Genomic DNA, 17,965 nt, shown 5'->3' on the forward strand with positions numbered 1-17,965 from the left:
AGCCTTTCTAGGGTCCTGACCCTAGGCAGGGTCGGGCGCGGGTTTCGGCGCCTGTCCGCCATCGCGTCTGGATGTCACCGCGTCGACAATGTCTCCCACATTGCGCAGGCTCACATCGCGTTGCGGGAAGGGTATCTCGATGCCTGCTTCGCTCAGCGCCCTGTAGATCTCGAACAGGAGATCCGATTTGGCCGACAGCACGGAATAGACGTCGTTGACGAAGCAGCGCAGCTCGAAGTCGAGCGCGCTTTCGCCGAGCCCCATGAACAGCACCACCGGTTCCGGATATTTCAGCACCAGCCGGTGCGCCCGCGCTTTCTCCAAAAGGATTTCGCGCGTCTTTTCCAGATCACTGCCATAGGCGACACCCACCGGCACGATCAGCCGCCCCGTGTGGCTGCTCAGGGTCATGTTGGTCACGGTGCCGGCGATCAGGTCTGCATTGGGCACGATCACCTCGTGCCGGTCGAAGGTTTCGATGCGGGTGGAACGCACGGAAATCTTGCGCACGATGCCCGAGTTTCCCGCCACCTCGATCCAGTCGCCTTCCTTGATGGGCCGCTCGATCAGGAGAATGATGCCTGAAATGAAGTTCGACACGATGGCCTGCAGGCCGAAGCCGATGCCCACCGAAAGCGCGCCGGCAACGATGGTGATGCTCGAAAGGTCAAGCCCGGCTGTCGACACCGCGATCAGCGCGGATAGCGTGATGCCCACATAGCCAAGCCCGGTCACCACCGCATTGCGCCCGCCGCTGTCGAGGCGTGTCTTGGGCAGAACGGTCGTGCTCAGCATGCGCTGAAGCCAGCGCGTCAGGATCACGCCGATCACAAAGATGGCGACGAGCATCACCACCACGCCGAACGAAATTCGGGTGCCGCCGAACTCGACACCCTCGGTCAGCAGGATCCAGACATCGGAGATGTCGGCCTCCCGCGCGCCCCAGATCAGGGCGAACAGCGGCAGCGTGGCAAGCGCCACGATGGTGGCGGCCGCAAAAGGCATCAGCGAAGAGACGGCCTTCTCCTCGCGAACCGCGATGTGCGAGGCCGAGACAAGCAGCCGGTAGACGGCAAGCGCCACACCAAGCAGGCCAAGCGAGCGGATCATGGGGCCAAGCGCATCGCGGGCGATTTCCACATAGCCCGCAAGGGAAAAAACGACGGCGGCAATGGCGGCAAGGCGGATCAGATAGGCGATCAGCGCGCGGGGATGAAACGCCGTGACGTCCTCATGGTCCGCATCTGTGCGCGCGGTGGATTCTTCCGGCGGCTTGTCCGGTCTGGCCAGAAGCGAAGCCAGTCTCCACAGGAGCAGGCTTCCCAGAAGGACCACCGTGGTTGCCAGAACAGAGCGTGTTTCCGGCGCAAAACTGTAGTCCTTCTCCATCTGCTCCAGCATGATTTCCAGCGCCAGCATGCCGCCGAGCCCAAGGCAGATACGGGTCGCGGTCCGGGCCGCCCTGTCGGACATTTCAACAAAGCGAAAACCGGGCAGGGTGGGGGCGAAAAGCGCATGGCCCAGCCAGTATGAGAACACCAGCAACATGGGCAGCGTTAGCGCAATCGTGTTGAGCGAGCGCCCTTCATAGAGCGTCAGCCCGAGGCTGGCGAATGCGCCGAAGAAGAGCAGGCCGGCAATCAGCGGCAGAATGAAGCGGAGTGCCAGCGAAAGGCCGAGGAGCAGGTTGCGCCGGATCGGGCGGATCGCGGCATTCACCCCGGCATCCATCCGGCGCAGAATGAATGGCTGGATCGCCAGCAGCATCACCAGACTGCCGCCGAAAAGCGCCAGCGCGATTGGGATGCGCTGGCGCGAAAGCAGGCCGCGCGTCGGGTCGCGCACTGCGCCGGAAACCTCGCTTGCAACGCCACTCAGATAGTCGCCCAGTTCTGCAAAGGCGGGCAGCCAGCGGGTTGGCACAAGTGGCGAGGGAATGCGCTCGAACAGGTCCGTTCGCTGGCGTGAGCGTATCAGCTTGTCGATCTCGTCGATCAGCACTTCGGCGCGGTTGAAGGCCTGTTTTGCGGCAAGGATCGGCTTGTTGGCGGCGTCAAACGCTTCCGTCAGCTCGGCGCGGCGGGTGGCGATGGCGGGTGTTTCCTCCGCGCCGTCAGCCGGTGGCGGGCCGAGCGCATCAAGCTGCGCCTGCAGGGTGAGCGTGAGAATGTCGCCGCGCTCGATAATCTCGAACGCTTCTGTGCGCTGCCCCGCAATTTCGGTCCTCAGCGCCTCAAGCGCATCGGTGGAAGCCCGCCGGTTTCTGAGCGCTTCTTCCGCGCGGGCAGCCGAAGCATCCCACCTTATCATCAGCGTGTCGATGTCCGGCGGCGTGTCGGTCTGTAGCTGTGCGGCGGCTGTCCGGATGGGGGCTGCGAGCAGAAGAAGGATCAGGAACCCGGTCCAAAATCGATGCATGGCGTACCCCGATTGCGAATGCAGTCAGGGCATAGTGCCCGCAATCGGGACCATGAACAAGGCGCGGCCGCGGGTCAGCGCGCAGCGGCGATGGCTGCAAACAGCATCAGAAGCGCGGCCACTGCCGCCGTCGCTCCAAGCCCGAACCCCGCATAGACCGGCCCGAAAGCGAGCGTCCCGGCAAAGGCGGCGATATAGGTCGTGGCGCTGTTCAGCCCCATGATCACGCCCCGGCGCGTGGGCGCGATGCCGGTCAGCCGGACAATCAGCATGTTGAGGCCCAGATGGTTCGCCAGCCCCCAGACGAAGGCAATGGCGAGCAGGGTCTCGAAACTGTCCGCACCCCAAAGGATCGCCAGATAGACCGCCGCCACAAAGGCGAAGGCGAAAGGCAGGAGATTGCGGACGCCCAGATTCTGCACCGGCCTGTCGAGCAGAACCGCCGCCCCGAAACCGAGACCGTAGACCAGCGTCAGCAGCCCGTTGGCGCTGACCGGCTTGCCGAGCGCATTGGCCAGATGGTCGCCGACATAGGCGTAGACGCCATAGAAGGAGCCCATGAACGCGCCGCAGGCCAGAAGCAGCGGCACGAGCCCCGGCGTGCGCAGGGCCGCCAGCGGGGCCATGGCGGGCTCCTCTGAGAGCGTGTCCCGGCGTCCGTTGAAGGCGAGCACGAGAAATGCGCCCACTGCCAGAAGGCAGACCAGCGCAAACACCGCGCGCCAGTGCAGCATGTCCGCCAGAACCGCCGAAAGGGAGACGCCCGCCACGAGGCTCAGGGTCCAGCCGGTCAGGACGATGCCGACCGTTTCGGTCTCGCGTCCCGACGGAGCCACCGTCGCCGCATTGGTGTAGATCGCCGGCAGCGCGATGCCTGCCGCAAGGCCCGCGACGAGCTGCGCCGCCACGAGAACGGCCAGCAGCGGCGCGACGGCGCTCACGCCCAGCGCAAACGCCAGAACGGCAAAGGCCATCCGCAGCATGCGCCACGCGCCCAGCCGGTCGATGTGGCGGGCGAGGAAAAGGGCGCTGCCCGCCGTGCCCAGACCGAACGCCGCCGAGGCGATCATGACGCCCTGAACCGACGCGCCAAGAGAGCGCGACACTTCCGGCGCGATGGGCGAAAGAACAAGCGAATTGCAGCCGATCACCGCCACGCAGCCGGTGAGCAGAAAGACCGTTGGCGGAATGCGCGTGTCCAGCGCAAGCGCCAGGTCGCCATCGACAGGTGTTTGATTGAGCTTCGACATATGTGCATAATGTCCGAACAAAATTAAGCTTCAATCGGAATTTGCCGAACCATGAAAGAAACAGATGATATTCACGCGCTGGCCTCCGCAACCCAGCAGCTCGACCCCATGGACCGAAAAATATTAGCCGTCTTGGTCGAAGACGCGACGGTCAGCTACGCGGAGCTGGGCAAGCGGGTGGGCCTTTCCGCACCTGCCGCGCATGAGCGCGTGAAACGGTTGAAGAAAAGCGGCGCGATCCGCCGGATGGCCGCGCTCATCGATCCCGGCGCGGTGGGCAAGGGGCTGCTGGCCTTCATTCACGTCGACACAAGCGGCTGGGGCAAGACACCGGCGCTGATGGCGATTGCCGAATGTCCCGAGGTGGAGGAAGTGCATTCGGTGGCGGGAGACGCCTGCATGCTCCTGAAGGTGCGGGCCGCTTCCACGCGCGCGCTCGAAGGGCTGCTCGCCCGGCTCTACGATACGCCCGGCGTCAAGGCGACACGCAGCTATGTCGTGCTCTCCACCTATCTGGAGCGCCCGCCGCAGCCGGGCGTCACGCCATCCTGGCCGGTGCCGAAAGCGGCCCGGCCCGCCGAGATTGTCTAGATCTTCGTGGAGTGCTTGCGGCTGCGATACAGGTCGGTCGCTTTCATTTAGGTTTTGACCTAAGTGAAGAATCTGCTATGCTTAGGTTAATGCCTAAGCAAAAGCCACCTATTGAGCAGACTTTCGCTGCGCTTGCTGATCCAACCCGACGCGCAGTGATCCGGGCGCTAAGCGAAGGGGATGCAACCGTATCCCGGTTGGCGGCTCCATTTGACATGGCGCTGCCCTCCTTCACGCAGCACCTTGGTGTTCTGGAAGATGCAGGTCTGATCGTGTCGAGACGCGAGGGGCGGAGCCGTGTCTGTTCGTTGAATCCATCGGCTTTGAGAAGCGCCGAAGAATGGATGGCTTCCCAACGGCGACAATGGGAGAGCCGCCTGGATCGTCTTGAAGCTCACATTGCAAAGACAAGGACGGAGAAATCAGATGATTGATAAGCCCGCATCTCCGGCTTCGCCTTGGGAAACCTGGCCGCTGGACAAGGAAATCGTCATCGCGCGTGTCGTTGATGCTGATCGCGAAACGGTCTTTCAGGCGTGGGCCGATCCGAAGCAAATCGTGCAGTGGTTTGGACCTGAGGGTTTCCAGATCGAGTCCCATGAAGTGGACATTCGGGCAAACGGCGTCTGGCGGTTCGACATGATCGCCCCCGACGGTACGCGGTTTTCCAACCGGATGGCGTTTCTGCGGATCGAGACCCCGGTTCTGATCGAACTCGATCACGGCCGGGATGTAGACAACGATCCGGACCGCTTCCGGCTTCTGGTCACTTTTGATGAGCAGGATAACGGCAAAACCGTTGTCACCCTGCGCCAGATGCACCCGACGCCGGAGCGCCGCGCCGCCGTTATCGGATTTGGTGCAGTCGAGTTCGGCACACAGACGCTGAACAAACTTGCAGATCACGTTGCCGGGAAGGCTGGTGCCGCAGCTGTCCGGGGCTGACGGTTCGTTTTTGGCGTAACGCTTCTGCTGCCGCTTCCTCTCACTGTGTCAGCGGCATTCTGGTGCGGGGGGCGCAGAGCCTAGTAGTCCACCTGCGTCAGGTAGAGCCCATGCGGGGGCGCCACCGGGCCGCAGGCCTTGCGGTCGCGTGCTTCCAGCGCCCGCGTCACCGCGTCTGCGTCCCAGCCGCCTTCGCCTACACGCTTCAGCGTTCCGGCGAAGGACCGCACCTGATTGTGCAGGAAGGAGCGGGCCGAGGCGCGGATCTCCACAAACGCGCCGTCACGGGTCACCTCCAGCTTTTCCAGCGTCTTGATCGGGCTCTTCGCCTGACACTGGGCCGCGCGGAACGTGGTGAAGTCATGCGTGCCGATCAGCCGCTGCGCCGCCTCGTTCATGGCGTCCACATCCAGCGGCGCGGCCACATGCCAGGCATGGGCGCGGTCCACCGTCAGCGGCGGGCGGCGGTTGTGAATGCGATAGAGATAATGGCGCGCCCTGGCGGAAAACCGGGCGTCGAAATCGTCGGCCACCTCGGCGGCCTCGATCACGGCCACGGTTTCCTTGGCCATGGCCAGCCGCGCATTGATGGCGTTCTGCACGGTGCGCGCGGTCCATTCACGCGTCAGGTTGAAGTGGGCCACCTGCGCCAGCGCATGCACGCCGGTGTCGGTGCGTCCTGCGCCAAACAGCGTAACCGTCTCACCGGAAAAGGCCAGAATGGCGTTCTCCAGCGCGGCCTGCACCGAATGATGCGTGGCCTGGCGCTGCCAGCCGAAATAGGGGCCGCCATCATATTCGATGTCGATGCGAAAACGCGCCATGGTCAGAGCCCGCCAAAGGCCGGTGCGTAGACCAGCCGTCCTGTTGTTGGTGTCGCGCCCCAAAGGGCGGCCTGCAGCGCCGCGCACTGGTAGTCGCTGTCGAAGGCGGCTGCATCCTCATGCGTGTAGCCGAAACGTCCGTAATAGGCCGGCTCGCCGAGCACGATGGAAAGCGTCTCGCCGGCAGCTCTGAGATGCCGATGCGCTTCCTCGACAAGCTGCGCGCCGATGCCCTGCCGCTGGCGGTCTGGCAAAACGGCAAGCGGCGCGAGCGCCACTGCCGGAAAGCTGCCGCCGTCACTCTCGACGGTCAGGCGCGAGAAAAGCACATGACCGCAGATCGCGCCGTCATCGGCTTCGGCCACCAGCGCCAGCACGGCGTCACCCGCCGCGTGAAGAGCGGCAACAAGCCCGGCCTCGCCATCGTCGTCAAAGGCGGCGGTCAGCAGGGCATGAACCGCATCGCGGTCGGCCTCAGTCTCCGGGCGGATGGTGATGGCGCTCATGGGAGCACGGTCCCCTTTTCAAGCTTCGCGCCCCGCAGGAAGTCCACGGCCTTCATCGGCTTGCCACCGGCGCGCTGCACTTCGCTCAGCCGCACCGCGCCATCGCTGCAGGCAATCGTCAGCTTGTCGTCCAGCGCCTCACCGGGCGCGCCTTCGCCGCTGGAAAGAACCGTGCGCAGAAGTTTCACGCGTTCCGGCTTGCTGCCGAACTGCATTTCGCACCATGCGCCGGGGAAGGGCGAGAGCCCGCGAATGTGATCGTGCACTTCCTTCGCGGGACGGGACCAGTCCACCCGTGTCTCGTCCTTGAGGATCTTTCTGGCGTAGGTCGCGCCGTCTTCGGGCTGCGGCGTGAGTTCAAGCGCGCCTTTCTCAAGCGCATCCATCGCCTTCACCATCAGCGCCGCGCCTGTTTCGCGCATGGCGTCATGCAGTTCGCCGCCGGTCATGTCGGGGGTGATGGCAAGGCGCTCCGTCATGGCGACGGGGCCGGTGTCCAGCCCCTCGTCCATCTTCATCACCATCATGCCGGTTTCTGCATCGCCGGCCATGATCGCGCGCTGGATCGGAGCCGCGCCGCGCCAGCGCGGCAGAAGCGAGGCATGGCCGTTGAAGCAGCCAAGGCGCGTGCCTTCCAGAATGGCTTTGGGCAGCAGCAGGCCATAGGCAACGACAATCGCCGCATCCGCATTGAGCGCGCTGAACTCTGCCTGTTCTTCCTCGCTTTTCAGCGATTTGGGCGTGCGCACCTCGATGCCCAGTTCCTCGGCGGCGCGGTGCACGGGCGATTTGGTCAGCTCAAGCCCGCGCCGTCCGGCGGGGCGCGGCGGCTGGGAGTAGACGGCCACGATTTCGTGACCGGCCCCGGCCAGCGCCTGAAGGGTGGCGACCGAGAAATCCGGTGTGCCCATGAAGATGAGACGAAGTGCCATGCCGCGTGTCCGATGCGTCCAGTAAACGAAATGAGCGCATCAGCGCCCATGCGGGTGCTTGAAGCGGATTTACCGGTTGAAGGTCAAGCCCCGCAGGCGGAAATGCCCGTATCGGTCGCGGCAGCAGAGGGGCGGCGTCAGCCGACCATGCGCGCGGGCGGGCGGTCCTTGGCGAGTTTCCTGAACTTGCGCACCACCATGTCGCGCTTCAGCTTCGACAGATAGTCGATGAACAGAACGCCGTTCAGGTGGTCGATCTCGTGCTGCAGGCAGGTGGCGAGCAGGCCGTCGGCCTCCACCGTCTGCTCTTTGCCGTCGACATCGAAGTAGTTCACCGTCACACCGGCCGGGCGTTCCACCTCGGCATAGTAATCGGGAATGGAAAGGCAGCCTTCCTCATGCACGTTGCGCGCATCGGTGCTGGCCACGATTTCGGGGTTGATGACCACGAGCGGAGCCGGCTCTTCGTCCTTCTCGGCAACGTCGATCACCAGCATGCGAAGCGGCTCGCCAACCTGAATGGCGGCAAGGCCGATGCCCGGCGCGTCATACATGGTCGCCAGCATGTCGTCGGCGAATGTGCGCAACTGATCGTCAAAGCGCTCCACCGATTTGGAGGTTTCGCGCAGGATCGGGTCCGGAAGAAGAACAAGCGGTTTGATGGTCATGGCTGTCAGGTAAGCCCTGACCGGCGGAACGTCAATACACAATGCCTGTTCACGTTTTGATCTTATAGTGCTATCCCGAATCCACCAGATCGCCCTGTGTCCCGTTCGGACGCGCGATGAGCGATCTAAATTATTGAGCGAGCATCGGAATAGCCGAACCCGGTTTTCACCTTTCGGTCCCATGCTTCCAACATGGCGGGATGAAGCAGATGTCCGACATTTTCGCAGCACCGGTGGCGCAGCTCGGCGCGAGCACCTTCACGCTGGGGCAGCTGTTGCTGGCTGGCGGCGCTCTGCTCTTTGGTCTCATGCTCCTGCTGATCGCCGGGCTCTGGCGCGCTGCACGGGCGCGCGCGGTCGCAGCCGCGGAAGCGGCGCAACATGCCCGCGAGGCCGAGGCGCGCATGGTCGAGCTCACACGGGCGCAGGCCGAGTTGCAGGGGCGCATGGGGTCGATTGCCGAAGTGTTCGGCAACCGGCAGGCCGAACTCACCCGCGCCCTGTCGGAGCGGCTTGATGGCATGAGCACGCGCCTTGGCCAGTCCATTAACCAGCAAACCAAGTCGACACATGAGAATCTGGCGAAGCTGCAGGAGCGGCTGGCGGTCATCGATACCGCACAGAACAACATCCAGTCGCTTGCCGGCCAGGTGGTGCAGCTCCAGCAGATCCTCTCCAACAAGCAGACGCGCGGGGCCTTTGGCCAGTCGCGCATGGAGGCGATCATTGCCGATGGTCTTCCGCATGGCGCCTATGAGTTTCAGGCCACGCTCTCCAATGGCAGCCGGCCCGACTGCGTGGTGAAGATGCCCAATGACGCGCCGTCGCTGGTGATCGACGCCAAGTTTCCGCTTGAGGCGTGGAACGCCATTCGCGCCGCCTCGGAAGGCGAGGGCGGCAGTCCCGAAGCGCGCAAGGGGGCGGAGGCGGCGTTCCGGCGCGATATCGATGTGCATATCAGGGCGATTTCGGAAAAATACCTCCTTACCGGCGAAACGCAGGACACGGCGTTCATGTTCGTGCCCTCGGAATCGATCTTCGCCGAGATCCACGAGAATTTCGAAAACCTCGTTCAGCGCGCCCACCGCGCCCGCGTGGTGATCGTTTCTCCGTCGCTGCTCATGCTGTCGATCCAGGTGATTCAGGCAGTGCTCAAGGATGCGCGCATGCGTGAGCAGGCGCATCTGATTCAGGCCGAGGTGGTGCGGCTGATGCAGGATGTGGGCCGGCTTGATGAAAGGGTGCGCAAGCTGCAAACCCATTTCATGCAGGCCAATCGCGACATCGATCAGATCCTGACCTCGACCGAAAAGGTCACCAAGCGCGGCGAGAAGATCGAGGCGCTGGAACTGGGCGCGGGCGAGGCGGAGAAACCGGCAAAGGACGACAATCGCCTTGCGCCAAAACCACCGACCGGCGAGGGCGGTCCCGGCTCCGGCCAGCTGCGCCTGCGCGTCGTGGATGAATAGTTCGAATATTTTCGAAATAAGATTGACAGTGCGGGCGCTGGGATTTAGGCGTCCGTACCATGGAACTTGAAACCGCATCCTCCCAGCTTGAAGCGCTCGGCAATCCGGTGCGGTTGCGCATCTACCGCATGCTTGTGCGTGCGGGTGGCGAGGGCATGCCCGTCGGCGGGTTGCAGGAGCGGCTTTCCATGCCCGCCTCCACCCTTTCGCATCATTGCAAGAAGCTTCTGGAAACCGGCCTCATCACGCGCGAGCGGCAGGGCACCACGCTGATCTGCCGGGCGCATTACCCGGCCATGCATGCACTGATCGGTTATCTCGTGGACGAATGCTGTGTCGAAAGCTGCCAGCCCCAGAGCTCCGGGGAAAACTGACGATGGCGCGCGCCCGGACCGCTGAGCCTGGATACAGGCGCATGATTACGGCGCTCGGCATCGCGCAGATCTGTTCCTGGGGTTCGATCTTCTACAGTTTCCCGCTCATTGCCGAAGCCATGCGCATCGAACTCGGCTGGTCGAAGCCGCTTCTTTACGGCGGTGCGACGGCGGGGCTTCTTCTGGCAGCCTTCGCCGCCTATCCGGTCGGCGCGGCCATCGACCGGGGCTATGGGCGCTGGGTCATGAGCGGCGCATCGCTGACGGCGGGGCTCCTCTATCTCCTGTGGTCGCAGGTCGACAGCATTGCCTTCTTCTATGTGGTTGTGCCGCTTCTGGGCGGGCTTCAGGCGGCAACGCTTTACGAGCCGGCCTTTGCGGTGCTTGCCCGCCGCGTCGGTGCGCTTGAGGCGCGGCGCGCCATCACCGCGCTCACCCTGTGGGGCGGTTTTGCCAGCACGGTTTTCGTGCCGCTGGTGCAATGGCTCATCGCGACGCTCGGCTGGCGCGGTGCGCTGATGGTGCTGGGCGCGATCAACGCCTTTGTGTGCGCGAGCCTCTATTTCGCGGTGATCGATCCTGCCCGCGACAGGCCGAAGGAGCCGGCAGCCGAGGGCGCACGGCCGGCCATGAACGGGCGCGAAGCGGTGTTCTGGGCGTTTCGTCAGCCGGTGTTCTGGGCGCTGGCGCTGTTCCTGGTGCTTTACGCCGGGGTGTTCTCCAGCCTGAGCTTCCACATCTATCCGCTGCTTCTGGAGCGGGGGCTGAGTGCCGCCGAAGTGGTGAGCATCGTCGCGGTCATCGGCCCGGCGCAGGTGGCGGGCCGCATCGTGATCTGGACGTTTGCGCCCAATGCGCCCGTGCGCCTCATCGGCGCTGCCATGGTCGCGGTGTTTCCGCTGGTGCTTCTGGGCTATGCCTTCGCGCCGCCGCACGTGCTTCTGATCGCGGCGATTGCAGCCGTTTACGGCGCAGCCAATGGCATGATGACCATTGTGCGCGGCCTTGCCGTTCCCGAAATGCTGAGCCGCGAGGCCTATGGCGCGATCAACGGCGCGCTCATCACGCCGTCACGCACGATCGAGGCGCTGGCCCCGCTGGGCGTCGCCGCGCTGTGGGCGGCAAGCGGCGGCTATGATCTCTATCTGATGCTCGCCTTCGCAGCCACGCTGGTGATGGTGGGGGCGTTCTGGACGGCCTCTTTCATGGCCCGTCCAAAATTTCCGAAAACGCACTAAAACGAGCGAATTCCCGCGATTTTTCCCGAATTCTCGCGAAAACGGGAAAAATCTCTGGCTGTGAAATGTCCAGAGCAATTCCAGGAAAAGCGGGCACCGGTTTTCCGTCCGGAATTGCGCAAGAACTCTAGACCGAGAAGCGGGCCGTCAACGCTTCCAGCGCCGCGGCGTCGGCTGCCGGACGCTCGCGCAGCGCTGCCACGAGGCAGGCTTCGGAACGCAGGATCACGCCATCGTCGAGCACCTTCAGGTGATTGGCGTCGAGCGTCGAGCCGGTCGAGGTGATGTCGACGATGATGTCGGCGGAACCGGCTGCCGGCGCACCTTCGGTCGCGCCGAGGCTTTCCACGATGCGGTAGACCTGAATGCCGTGCTTCTGCGAGAAGAACTGCTGCGTCAGCCGCCAGTATTTCGTGGCAATCCGCAGGCGGCGTCCGTGGCGGTGGCGGAAATCGGCGGCCACATCGTCCAGATCGGCCATGGTGGCCACGTCGAACCAGACTTCCGGCACCGCAACCACCACGTCTGCCCGGCCAAAGCCCAGCCGCGCGGCGATCTCCACCTTGCGTTCCCAGTCGGGAATGGTTTCGCGCACCAGATCTTCGCCGGTCACGCCGAGGTCGACCGTGCCGCGCTCCAGCTCACGGGCGATTTCGGATGCGGAAAGGAACGCGATCTCCACGCCGTCCACGCCTTCCAGCGTCGCGCGGTAGCTGCGGTCGTTTTCCGGCAGGTGAACGGTCAGGCCGGCCTTTTCGAGCTGGGCCAGCGCGTTTTCCTTGAGGCGGCCCTTGGAGGGCAGGGCGATGGTGATGCTCATGCCGCCGTCTCCCTGAGTGCTGCAACGCGATCGAGCCAGATGGAAAAGCCGACGCCGGGAATGGGCGTCTCTGCGCCCAGAAGCGTCAGGAGCCGGTCATAGCGCCCGCCGCCGGCCAGCGGCTGCACTGCATCCGAAGCGGCGATCTCGAACACGAAACCGGTGTAGTAATCGAGCGGACGGCCAAAGCCGGCGTCATAGGTCAGCGCGTCGAGCGGCAGGCCCTCGGCCTCGATGCGTTCGGCACGCGCGGCAAAGGTTTCGAGCGCGTCGTCGAGGATCAGCCCGTTGTCGGTGGCGAAGGCCGAAAGCCGCTCGCCGGCCTCGGCAAAGGGCACGCGCAGGGAGACGAACGCCTTGAGCGCGCTCATCGCCTCGTCCGTCAGCCGAACGCTGCGCAGCTCGGCCTTTTCGATCAGGCGACGGGCGATCTCTTCGGGCGTGCGCCCGGCGGATGGCGAAAGGCCGGTCTCTTCCATGACCGTGCCGACATGTTCGGCAAGGGCTGCCTCATCGCCCCGCGCCACCAGACCGGCAATCGCGCGCGGCAGATTGGCCGTGCCCTGCGGATTGGCGAGGTCGTCGAGCGCCGCCTGTAAAAGCGTCTGCGAGCCGAAGGCGCGGGTGAGGCGCATCTGCCAGCCGCGCGGCAGGCCAAGGGCCGCCAGCACCGCTTCAAACACCGCCTGATCGCCAAGCGTCACGGACAGTGTCTCGCCCGGCAGAACGCGTGTCAGAAGCGCATGCGCATCGGCCAGCGAACGCGCATCGGCTCCCGCCCGGTCGCTTGTGCCCAGATCCTCAATGCCTGCCTGAAGGAATTCCGCACCGCCTTCGCGCTGCTGGCGGAACACCTCGCCCAGATAGGCATAGCGCTGCGGCGTGGCGGCGCGCTTGTCGATGTGGTCGCGGCAGACGGGAATGGTGAATTCCGGCCTGAGGCAAAGATTGGCTCCGGTCTCGCTCTCCGTCAGGAAGATGCGGCGCCGCAGATCCTCGCCGGCCATGTCCAGAAACGGATCGGCCGGCTGGATGATGGCGATGTCGGTCAGCGCCGCATCGCGTTCTTCGAAGATCGCTACGATCTCGTCGGCGAAGTCGGGTGCACGCAAGGTCATCGGGCGATCTCCCGCCTCACGCTGCGGGCAAGGTTTTCGCCCGATATCTGGCGTCGGCGCTGCCCCTCATCCGCCTGCCGGCACCTTCTCCCCGCCTGCGGGGAGAAGGAAGATGGCCGCAAGGTTGATGTCTCCCTCTCCCCGCTGGCGGGGAGAGGGTAAGGGTGAGGGGCGAGCGCTGCGCTGCTGAAACTTGCGATGGCGGCTGTCATCACGCCGCCTCGCCGGCCTGTGCGGCGAGCATCTTGCGCACCGCATCCACCAGCTCGTCTTCGCTGACGGTCAGCTGCGCCACGCGCGCCTCGCGCCATTCTTCATTGCTTTCGATCTCGGCGGACAGCCGCTTGCCCTCAAGCAGGTCCTTGATCTGGATCTCGCCATTGGCGCGCTCGTCCGCCCCCTGAATGATGGCGACCGGGCTGCCGCGCCGGTCGGCATATTTCAGCTGGTTGCCGAATTTCTTCCAGTTGCCCTGATACATCTCGGCGCGAATGCCGGCAGCGCGCAGTTTCTGCGTGAACTGCTGGTATTTCGCCATGGCTTCCGTGTCGCCATCCATGACGGTGACAAGCACGGGCGGCAGCACGGGGTCCTGACCGAGCTTGCCGAGGTTCTTCAGCGCTGTCATCAGGCGCGATACGCCGATGGAGAAACCCGTTGCCGGAACCGGCTGGCCACGGAAGCGCGACACGAGCCCGTCATAACGCCCGCCGCCGCCAACGGAGCCGAAGCGCACGATATCGCCCTTCTCGTTGGGGATTTCGGCGGTCAGCTCGGCCTCGAAAACGGGACCGGTGTAATATTCGAGGCCGCGCACGACGGAGGGGTCGATGCTGATGCGGCTCTCATCGTAGCCGGCTGCGCGGCACAGGCTTTCGATCTGCGCCAGTTCGGAAGCGCCCGACTGGAAGGTCGGGTTCTCGAGACCACCGGCCTTGCCGTCGATGTAGTCGAGAACGATCTGTGCGTTTGCATCATCCAGCCCGGCGCCCTTCGTGAAGTCGCCTTCGCCTTCCTTGCCGCCGTCCCAGCGACCGGGGCCGAGAAGCAGTTTCACGCCTTCCGGTCCGAACTTGTCCAGCTTGTCGATGGCGCGCAGCACGGTCAGCTTCTGGCCGTCTTCGGAAACGCCAATGGCTTCCATCACGCCGTCGAGAACCTTGCGGTTGTTGACGCGGATCACATAGTCGCCGCGCGCAATGCCCAGCGCTTCCATCACATCGGCCATCATCATGCACATCTCGGCATCGGCGGCCACGCCCGGCGCGCCCACCGTGTCGGCGTCGAACTGCATGAACTGGCGGAAACGGCCCGGTCCCGGCTTCTCGTTGCGGAACACATAACCCGCCCGGTAGGTGCGGTAGGGAAGCTGGATGTCGTTGAAATTCTCGGCCACGTGACGCGCCAGCGGGGCGGTCAGGTCGTAGCGCAGCGAAAGCCACTGCTCGTCGTCGTCCTGCAGCGAGAACACGCCTTCATTGGGCCGGTCCTGATCCGGCAGGAACTTGCCGAGCGCATCGGTGTATTCGAAGATCGGGGTCTCGATCGGGTCGAAACCATAACGCTCATAGACCTCGCGGATCCGCGCGTTCATCTCTTCGACGGCGCGAATGTCGCTCGCATGGCGGTCGACAAAGCCGCGTGGGAGCCTCGCCCGGGTCTTGTCAGCCTTTTTAGCCATGTCGAAATCCGTCCGTAAAATGAAGAAAACCGCGCCCGGAAGGGGGCGCGGCTGTCCTAACCGATCATGGCCAAAGCGGCAAGGGCGGCGTCAGCCGACAATGCGCAGGTTGGAGAGTTCGTCGCCAATGGCCTTGAAGGCGTCGTCCAGATCGCCGCTGGTGGCGTTCCAGAAAAGCTTAACCGGCTTGCCATTGCCGTCCTTGCGGGTGCGCGACTCGGAGGAGCAGGTTTTGAGTGCGTCGATCTGCTTTTTCTCATTGGCGTCGGTCGCATCAAGGTCCAGTGCAACGGTCATGACCATGATCTTGTCCGACTTCGCATTCTCGCAGATCGCACTCATATGGGAGGTCATGGCTTTGGAGTAGTTGCCGTTGGAATAGTCATAGCTGCTCGCACCGGTTGCCCCATCGAAAAGGCGGCTGTTGCCGGCGCGGTTTCGCACATAGCCATAGTTCGAATAGATCGATCTGGAACCGGCCAGATCATTGCCGCCATAGCGATAATAGGAGCCCGAATAGTCCTGGGCCGACACGCTGCCGGGCGTGTAATAGGTGTTTGCGCCATCGGTCAGCACGATGACCACCTTGTCATTGCCCGTCTCGTTGTCGGGGCGGCCTTCGGAAAAGGGCGCGCGTCCTGAAACGACCCGCCAGCCCCATGCCAGCCCCTCGGTCACATTGGTCGCGCCATTGGCTTCCATCGCGTCGATGGCGGTGTAGATCTTGTTGAGGCCCGTGGTCGAGCCCACATCGGTCAGCGCCGTGATGGGCTTGGTGCTGCAACTTGCATTCGGTCCTTCGTCCATGCCCATGGCGCGGGTTTCATATGTGTCGTCATAGTATTTCGGCATATAGGCCTGATCATAGGCCGCGCTGGTGGAGCCGCTGGTGAAGTCATCCCACCAGTTGTTGTTTGCCGGGCGACGGTTGCCGTCGGTCTTGTCTGTTTCGTCCGGTGCGAACATGGGCACGAAAAGCGTTTCGGGTCTGGTGCGGTCGGCTGGAGCATCGTTGATGTTGAGCGGATAGGGCCGCATCTCCACGCACCCGCCCCAGCTGGCGAACGAACCATGTGTGCGGGTCGTTTTCTCCACCCAGCCATACCGTCTGCACGAGCCGTCACTGTAGAAGCGGGTGCATTCATAGGCCCAGTCCGTTGATGTGCTGGTAACGCGCTTGATGTCGTCGTAAAGCGTGAAACGGGTGACCTTCTGGCCGGCTTCAGCGCCCCAGTTTTCGCCGCGCTTGTAATAAATGCCGTTGCTCTGTTCGACGCGCTTTTCCGCATCGAACGCAGCCATGGTCGACCAGTCGAAATTCTCGTGGTGGATCGGCGAGCGGCCGTCCGTGTCCATCCATGTGGCGGTTGCGTTGTCCGGGCCGACATTGACCGAAGCGGCGAAGGGCACGACGCCGAACTGAACCGGCTTTTGCACCTGCTTCATCTGCGCGCCTTCCTTTGCGATGGTCTTGACCAGTTCCTTGGCGGCGCTTTTCAGGATGGCGAGGCGTTTTTCGGAGGAGCCGGTGCCGGTGTAGCCCATGGAGCCGGAGTTATCGAGCACGAGTGCGACTTCCAGCGTGTTCTTGAGCCGAACCTCGCTCTGGGCCCTGAAGTCGATCTTCGTGTCGCCGCCCGGGTTTTCTCCGCGCAGCTTCTGAAACACGGGATAGAAGATCGGCGCGTATTTGAGCTGCGCCTCCAGCTTCAGCGTCCCGCCGCCAGTGTTCTGGTTCGGCAGGGTGATCAGGAGTGTCGCGTTTTCGGGTTTCACGCCGCCGAGGTTGGCCTCGAAGAAATCCTGCGCATAGGCCTCGGCCTCGGCGTCGGTCGCGCCCTGCGTCAGATATCGGGCCGTGGCGATGCCCGCAGCGTCGAGCGCGTTGAGCGTCATCTGTCGCTGGCGGGAAACCTGGCTGTAGTCGATTGCGAGCGCGGTCACACCCATGATCGGCGCCATCATCAGCGCCGTCATCATGGCGAAATTGCCGCGACGGTCATGCACGAAATTCCTGAGCATTTGTGCCACCCCAAGTTACAGTGCTGGCTAAACATCCACGTAGAGTGCTTAACCGGTCGTAACTAGTGCGATCGCGTCGGTTTTTGTGGTTCCCGGCAGGTTAACCGCACTGTTCGAATGTGTGACAGTTCCGGGGTGCGGTGATAAAACCGGGTGACAGTGAAGCCCGCATCCGATAATTCCGGGCCTGCGCTTTTCTCACCGGACCTCCCAATGCTTGAGACGAATATTTCCCCCATGCCGCAAGCACCTCAGATTATCGACACGCTCGACCGCCTTACCGGCTCTTACGATGCCGTTCTCTGCGACGTCTGGGGCGTGATCCACAACGGCGTTTCCATCTTTCCCGAAGCGTGCGCCGCGTTATCGCGGGCGCGGGCCGCCGGCAAGGCGGTGGTGCTGATCACCAATTCGCCGCGGCCGCATCAGGGCGTCGAAGAGCAGCTTGGCGTGCTCGGCGTTCCCGATGACGCGTGGGACCGGGTGGTGACGTCCGGCGATGTGACGCGCGATCTGATCCGTAGCGCCCCGCGCCGGCTTTTTTACATCGGGCCTGACCGCGATCATGCGATTTTCGACGGGATCGACGTGGAGCTGGTCGAGGATTTCGAGGCGTCCGGCGTCGTTTGCACGGGCCTGTTCGACGACGAGAACGAGACGCCTGAAGATTATGCGCAGATGCTCGAGCGCCTTCGGATGCGCGATCTGCCTTTCATCTGCGCCAATCCCGACATCATTGTCGAGCGTGGCGACCGGCTCATCTGGTGCGCCGGCGCGCTGGCGCGCGATTACGGTCTTCTTGGCGGGCGCACGCTGATTGCGGGCAAGCCGCATCGCCCGATCTACGAGGCTGCGTTCAAGGCGGCGGGCGAGATCATGGGACGTGAGCTTGAACGCGACAAGGCGCTGGCCATCGGCGATGGCGTGCTGACCGACGTGAAGGGCGCGGATCAGTATGGCATCGACGTGCTGTTCGTCACCGACGGCATTCATGCGCGCGAATATGGCAATGGCCAGGGACCGGAGGCCGAGCGCCTCGCCGCGTTCCTGGAAACCCATGGCCACAATCCCGTCGCGGCCATTCCACGGCTCAAATAGCAGGGTTTGCG

The 17,965-nt window shown here is 63.8% G+C and carries 17 protein-coding genes; 7 read left to right on the forward strand and 10 right to left on the reverse strand.

The window, feature by feature from the left end; translation table 11 throughout:
• Positions 1–21: 21 nt before the first annotated feature.
• Both ACRTG1_RS06915 and ACRTG1_RS06920 read right to left on the reverse strand, forming a co-directional pair.
• Positions 22–2,418: a DUF3772 domain-containing protein gene (locus tag ACRTG1_RS06915; protein WP_432515964.1), complete on the reverse strand. Its 2,397-nt coding sequence runs from the start codon at positions 2,416–2,418 to the stop codon at positions 22–24.
• A 74-nt stretch (positions 2,419–2,492) separates the two neighbouring features.
• Positions 2,493–3,668 carry an MFS transporter gene (locus ACRTG1_RS06920; RefSeq protein WP_432515965.1) on the reverse strand — a complete coding sequence of 392 codons (1,176 nt, stop codon included), beginning with the start codon at positions 3,666–3,668 and terminating at the stop codon, positions 2,493–2,495.
• Positions 3,669–3,719: 51 nt separating this feature from the next.
• Here ACRTG1_RS06920 and ACRTG1_RS06925 point away from each other — a divergent pair, with 51 nt between their 5' ends.
• From ACRTG1_RS06925 to ACRTG1_RS06935, 3 genes are all read left to right on the forward strand, one after another.
• Positions 3,720–4,259: an Lrp/AsnC family transcriptional regulator gene (locus tag ACRTG1_RS06925; RefSeq protein ID WP_297562479.1), complete on the forward strand. Its 540-nt coding sequence runs from the start codon at positions 3,720–3,722 to the stop codon at positions 4,257–4,259.
• An 89-nt stretch (positions 4,260–4,348) separates the two neighbouring features.
• Positions 4,349–4,693 carry an ArsR/SmtB family transcription factor gene (locus tag ACRTG1_RS06930; RefSeq protein ID WP_432516006.1) on the forward strand — a complete coding sequence of 115 codons (345 nt, stop codon included), beginning with the start codon at positions 4,349–4,351 and terminating at the stop codon, positions 4,691–4,693.
• Positions 4,686–5,204, forward strand: coding sequence for an SRPBCC family protein (locus ACRTG1_RS06935; RefSeq protein WP_432516007.1), 519 nt, complete (start codon positions 4,686–4,688; stop codon positions 5,202–5,204). Before ACRTG1_RS06930 ends, ACRTG1_RS06935 begins: the two co-directional genes overlap by 8 nt.
• Positions 5,205–5,284: 80 nt before the next feature.
• Here the strand turns inward: ACRTG1_RS06935 and truA are convergent, their stop codons facing one another.
• The 4 genes from truA to def form a co-directional block, all read right to left on the reverse strand.
• Complete coding sequence (gene truA, locus ACRTG1_RS06940) at positions 5,285–6,028, reverse strand: tRNA pseudouridine(38-40) synthase TruA (RefSeq protein ID WP_113154318.1); 744 nt, start codon at positions 6,026–6,028, stop codon at positions 5,285–5,287.
• A gap of 2 nt (positions 6,029–6,030) precedes the next feature.
• Positions 6,031–6,534 (reverse strand): GNAT family N-acetyltransferase, encoded by a 504-nt coding sequence (locus ACRTG1_RS06945; protein WP_432515966.1) that lies wholly within the window; start codon positions 6,532–6,534, stop codon positions 6,031–6,033.
• Positions 6,531–7,466 carry a methionyl-tRNA formyltransferase gene (gene fmt, locus ACRTG1_RS06950; protein WP_432515967.1) on the reverse strand — a complete coding sequence of 312 codons (936 nt, stop codon included), beginning with the start codon at positions 7,464–7,466 and terminating at the stop codon, positions 6,531–6,533. Before fmt ends, ACRTG1_RS06945 begins: the two co-directional genes overlap by 4 nt.
• Before the next feature lie 137 nt (positions 7,467–7,603).
• Positions 7,604–8,134: a peptide deformylase gene (def, locus tag ACRTG1_RS06955; RefSeq protein ID WP_113154321.1), complete on the reverse strand. Its 531-nt coding sequence runs from the start codon at positions 8,132–8,134 to the stop codon at positions 7,604–7,606.
• 200 nt (positions 8,135–8,334) lie between these two features.
• On the opposite strand from def, the gene ACRTG1_RS06960 reads away from it, so the two are divergent.
• Genes ACRTG1_RS06960 through ACRTG1_RS06970 form a run of 3 tightly spaced genes read left to right on the forward strand, consistent with a single transcriptional unit; the run spans position 8,335 to position 11,215 of the window.
• A complete protein-coding gene (locus ACRTG1_RS06960; RefSeq protein ID WP_432515968.1) occupies positions 8,335–9,603 on the forward strand; it encodes a DNA recombination protein RmuC in 1,269 nt (422 codons plus the stop codon).
• A 59-nt stretch (positions 9,604–9,662) separates the two neighbouring features.
• Positions 9,663–9,977, forward strand: a complete 315-nt coding sequence (locus tag ACRTG1_RS06965) for an ArsR/SmtB family transcription factor (protein ID WP_113154323.1) — start codon at positions 9,663–9,665, stop codon at positions 9,975–9,977.
• Between the two features lie 41 nt (positions 9,978–10,018).
• A complete protein-coding gene (locus tag ACRTG1_RS06970; protein ID WP_317089158.1) occupies positions 10,019–11,215 on the forward strand; it encodes an MFS transporter in 1,197 nt (398 codons plus the stop codon).
• Positions 11,216–11,342: 127 nt separating this feature from the next.
• On the opposite strand, the gene hisG is transcribed toward ACRTG1_RS06970, so the two are convergent.
• The 4 genes from hisG to ACRTG1_RS06990 all read right to left on the reverse strand — a co-directional run bounded on the left by hisG (position 11,343) and on the right by ACRTG1_RS06990 (position 16,856).
• A complete protein-coding gene (gene hisG / locus ACRTG1_RS06975) occupies positions 11,343–12,035 on the reverse strand; it encodes an ATP phosphoribosyltransferase (protein WP_206544718.1) in 693 nt (230 codons plus the stop codon).
• On the reverse strand, positions 12,032–13,153 hold the full coding sequence (locus tag ACRTG1_RS06980) for an ATP phosphoribosyltransferase regulatory subunit (protein ID WP_432515969.1): 1,122 nt from the start codon (positions 13,151–13,153) through the stop codon (positions 12,032–12,034). Before ACRTG1_RS06980 ends, hisG begins: the two co-directional genes overlap by 4 nt.
• 211 nt (positions 13,154–13,364) lie before the next feature.
• Complete coding sequence (gene hisS, locus ACRTG1_RS06985; RefSeq protein ID WP_113154327.1) at positions 13,365–14,834, reverse strand: histidine--tRNA ligase; 1,470 nt, start codon at positions 14,832–14,834, stop codon at positions 13,365–13,367.
• Between the two features lie 90 nt (positions 14,835–14,924).
• Complete coding sequence (locus tag ACRTG1_RS06990) at positions 14,925–16,856, reverse strand: pilus assembly protein TadG-related protein (RefSeq protein ID WP_432515970.1); 1,932 nt, start codon at positions 16,854–16,856, stop codon at positions 14,925–14,927.
• 237 nt (positions 16,857–17,093) lie between these two features.
• Between ACRTG1_RS06990 and ACRTG1_RS06995 the strand changes: the two genes are divergently transcribed.
• Positions 17,094–17,954, forward strand: a complete 861-nt coding sequence (locus ACRTG1_RS06995; RefSeq protein WP_113154329.1) for a TIGR01459 family HAD-type hydrolase — start codon at positions 17,094–17,096, stop codon at positions 17,952–17,954.
• The last annotated feature ends 11 nt before the right edge of the window (positions 17,955–17,965 follow it).

The sequence above is a fragment of the Nitratireductor sp. PBL-C9 genome (genome assembly GCF_050877045.1).
GTDB classification, from domain to species: Bacteria; Pseudomonadota; Alphaproteobacteria; order Rhizobiales; family Rhizobiaceae; genus Nitratireductor; species Nitratireductor aquimarinus.

Bases quoted from the DNA above. Each gene is read 5' to 3' on its own strand.
- ACRTG1_RS06920 (WP_432515965.1), bottom strand. From the start codon at position 3,668: ATGTCGAAGCTCAATCAAACACCTGTCGATGGCGACCTGGCGCTTGCG.
- ACRTG1_RS06915 (WP_432515964.1), bottom strand. From the start codon at position 2,418: ATGCATCGATTTTGGACCGGGTTCCTGATCCTTCTTCTGCTCGCAGCC.
- truA (WP_113154318.1), bottom strand. From the start codon at position 6,028: ATGGCGCGTTTTCGCATCGACATCGAATATGATGGCGGCCCCTATTTC.
- ACRTG1_RS06970 (WP_317089158.1), top strand. From the start codon at position 10,019: ATGATTACGGCGCTCGGCATCGCGCAGATCTGTTCCTGGGGTTCGATC.
- ACRTG1_RS06980 (WP_432515969.1), bottom strand. From the start codon at position 13,153: ATGACCTTGCGTGCACCCGACTTCGCCGACGAGATCGTAGCGATCTTC.
- ACRTG1_RS06965 (WP_113154323.1), top strand. From the start codon at position 9,663: ATGGAACTTGAAACCGCATCCTCCCAGCTTGAAGCGCTCGGCAATCCG.
- hisS (WP_113154327.1), bottom strand. From the start codon at position 14,834: ATGGCTAAAAAGGCTGACAAGACCCGGGCGAGGCTCCCACGCGGCTTT.
- ACRTG1_RS06930 (WP_432516006.1), top strand. From the start codon at position 4,349: ATGCCTAAGCAAAAGCCACCTATTGAGCAGACTTTCGCTGCGCTTGCT.
- def (WP_113154321.1), bottom strand. From the start codon at position 8,134: ATGACCATCAAACCGCTTGTTCTTCTTCCGGACCCGATCCTGCGCGAA.
- ACRTG1_RS06995 (WP_113154329.1), top strand. From the start codon at position 17,094: ATGCCGCAAGCACCTCAGATTATCGACACGCTCGACCGCCTTACCGGC.
- ACRTG1_RS06960 (WP_432515968.1), top strand. From the start codon at position 8,335: ATGAAGCAGATGTCCGACATTTTCGCAGCACCGGTGGCGCAGCTCGGC.
- hisG (WP_206544718.1), bottom strand. From the start codon at position 12,035: ATGAGCATCACCATCGCCCTGCCCTCCAAGGGCCGCCTCAAGGAAAAC.
- ACRTG1_RS06945 (WP_432515966.1), bottom strand. From the start codon at position 6,534: ATGAGCGCCATCACCATCCGCCCGGAGACTGAGGCCGACCGCGATGCG.
- fmt (WP_432515967.1), bottom strand. From the start codon at position 7,466: ATGGCACTTCGTCTCATCTTCATGGGCACACCGGATTTCTCGGTCGCC.
- ACRTG1_RS06990 (WP_432515970.1), bottom strand. From the start codon at position 16,856: ATGCTCAGGAATTTCGTGCATGACCGTCGCGGCAATTTCGCCATGATG.
- ACRTG1_RS06925 (WP_297562479.1), top strand. From the start codon at position 3,720: ATGAAAGAAACAGATGATATTCACGCGCTGGCCTCCGCAACCCAGCAG.
- ACRTG1_RS06935 (WP_432516007.1), top strand. From the start codon at position 4,686: ATGATTGATAAGCCCGCATCTCCGGCTTCGCCTTGGGAAACCTGGCCG.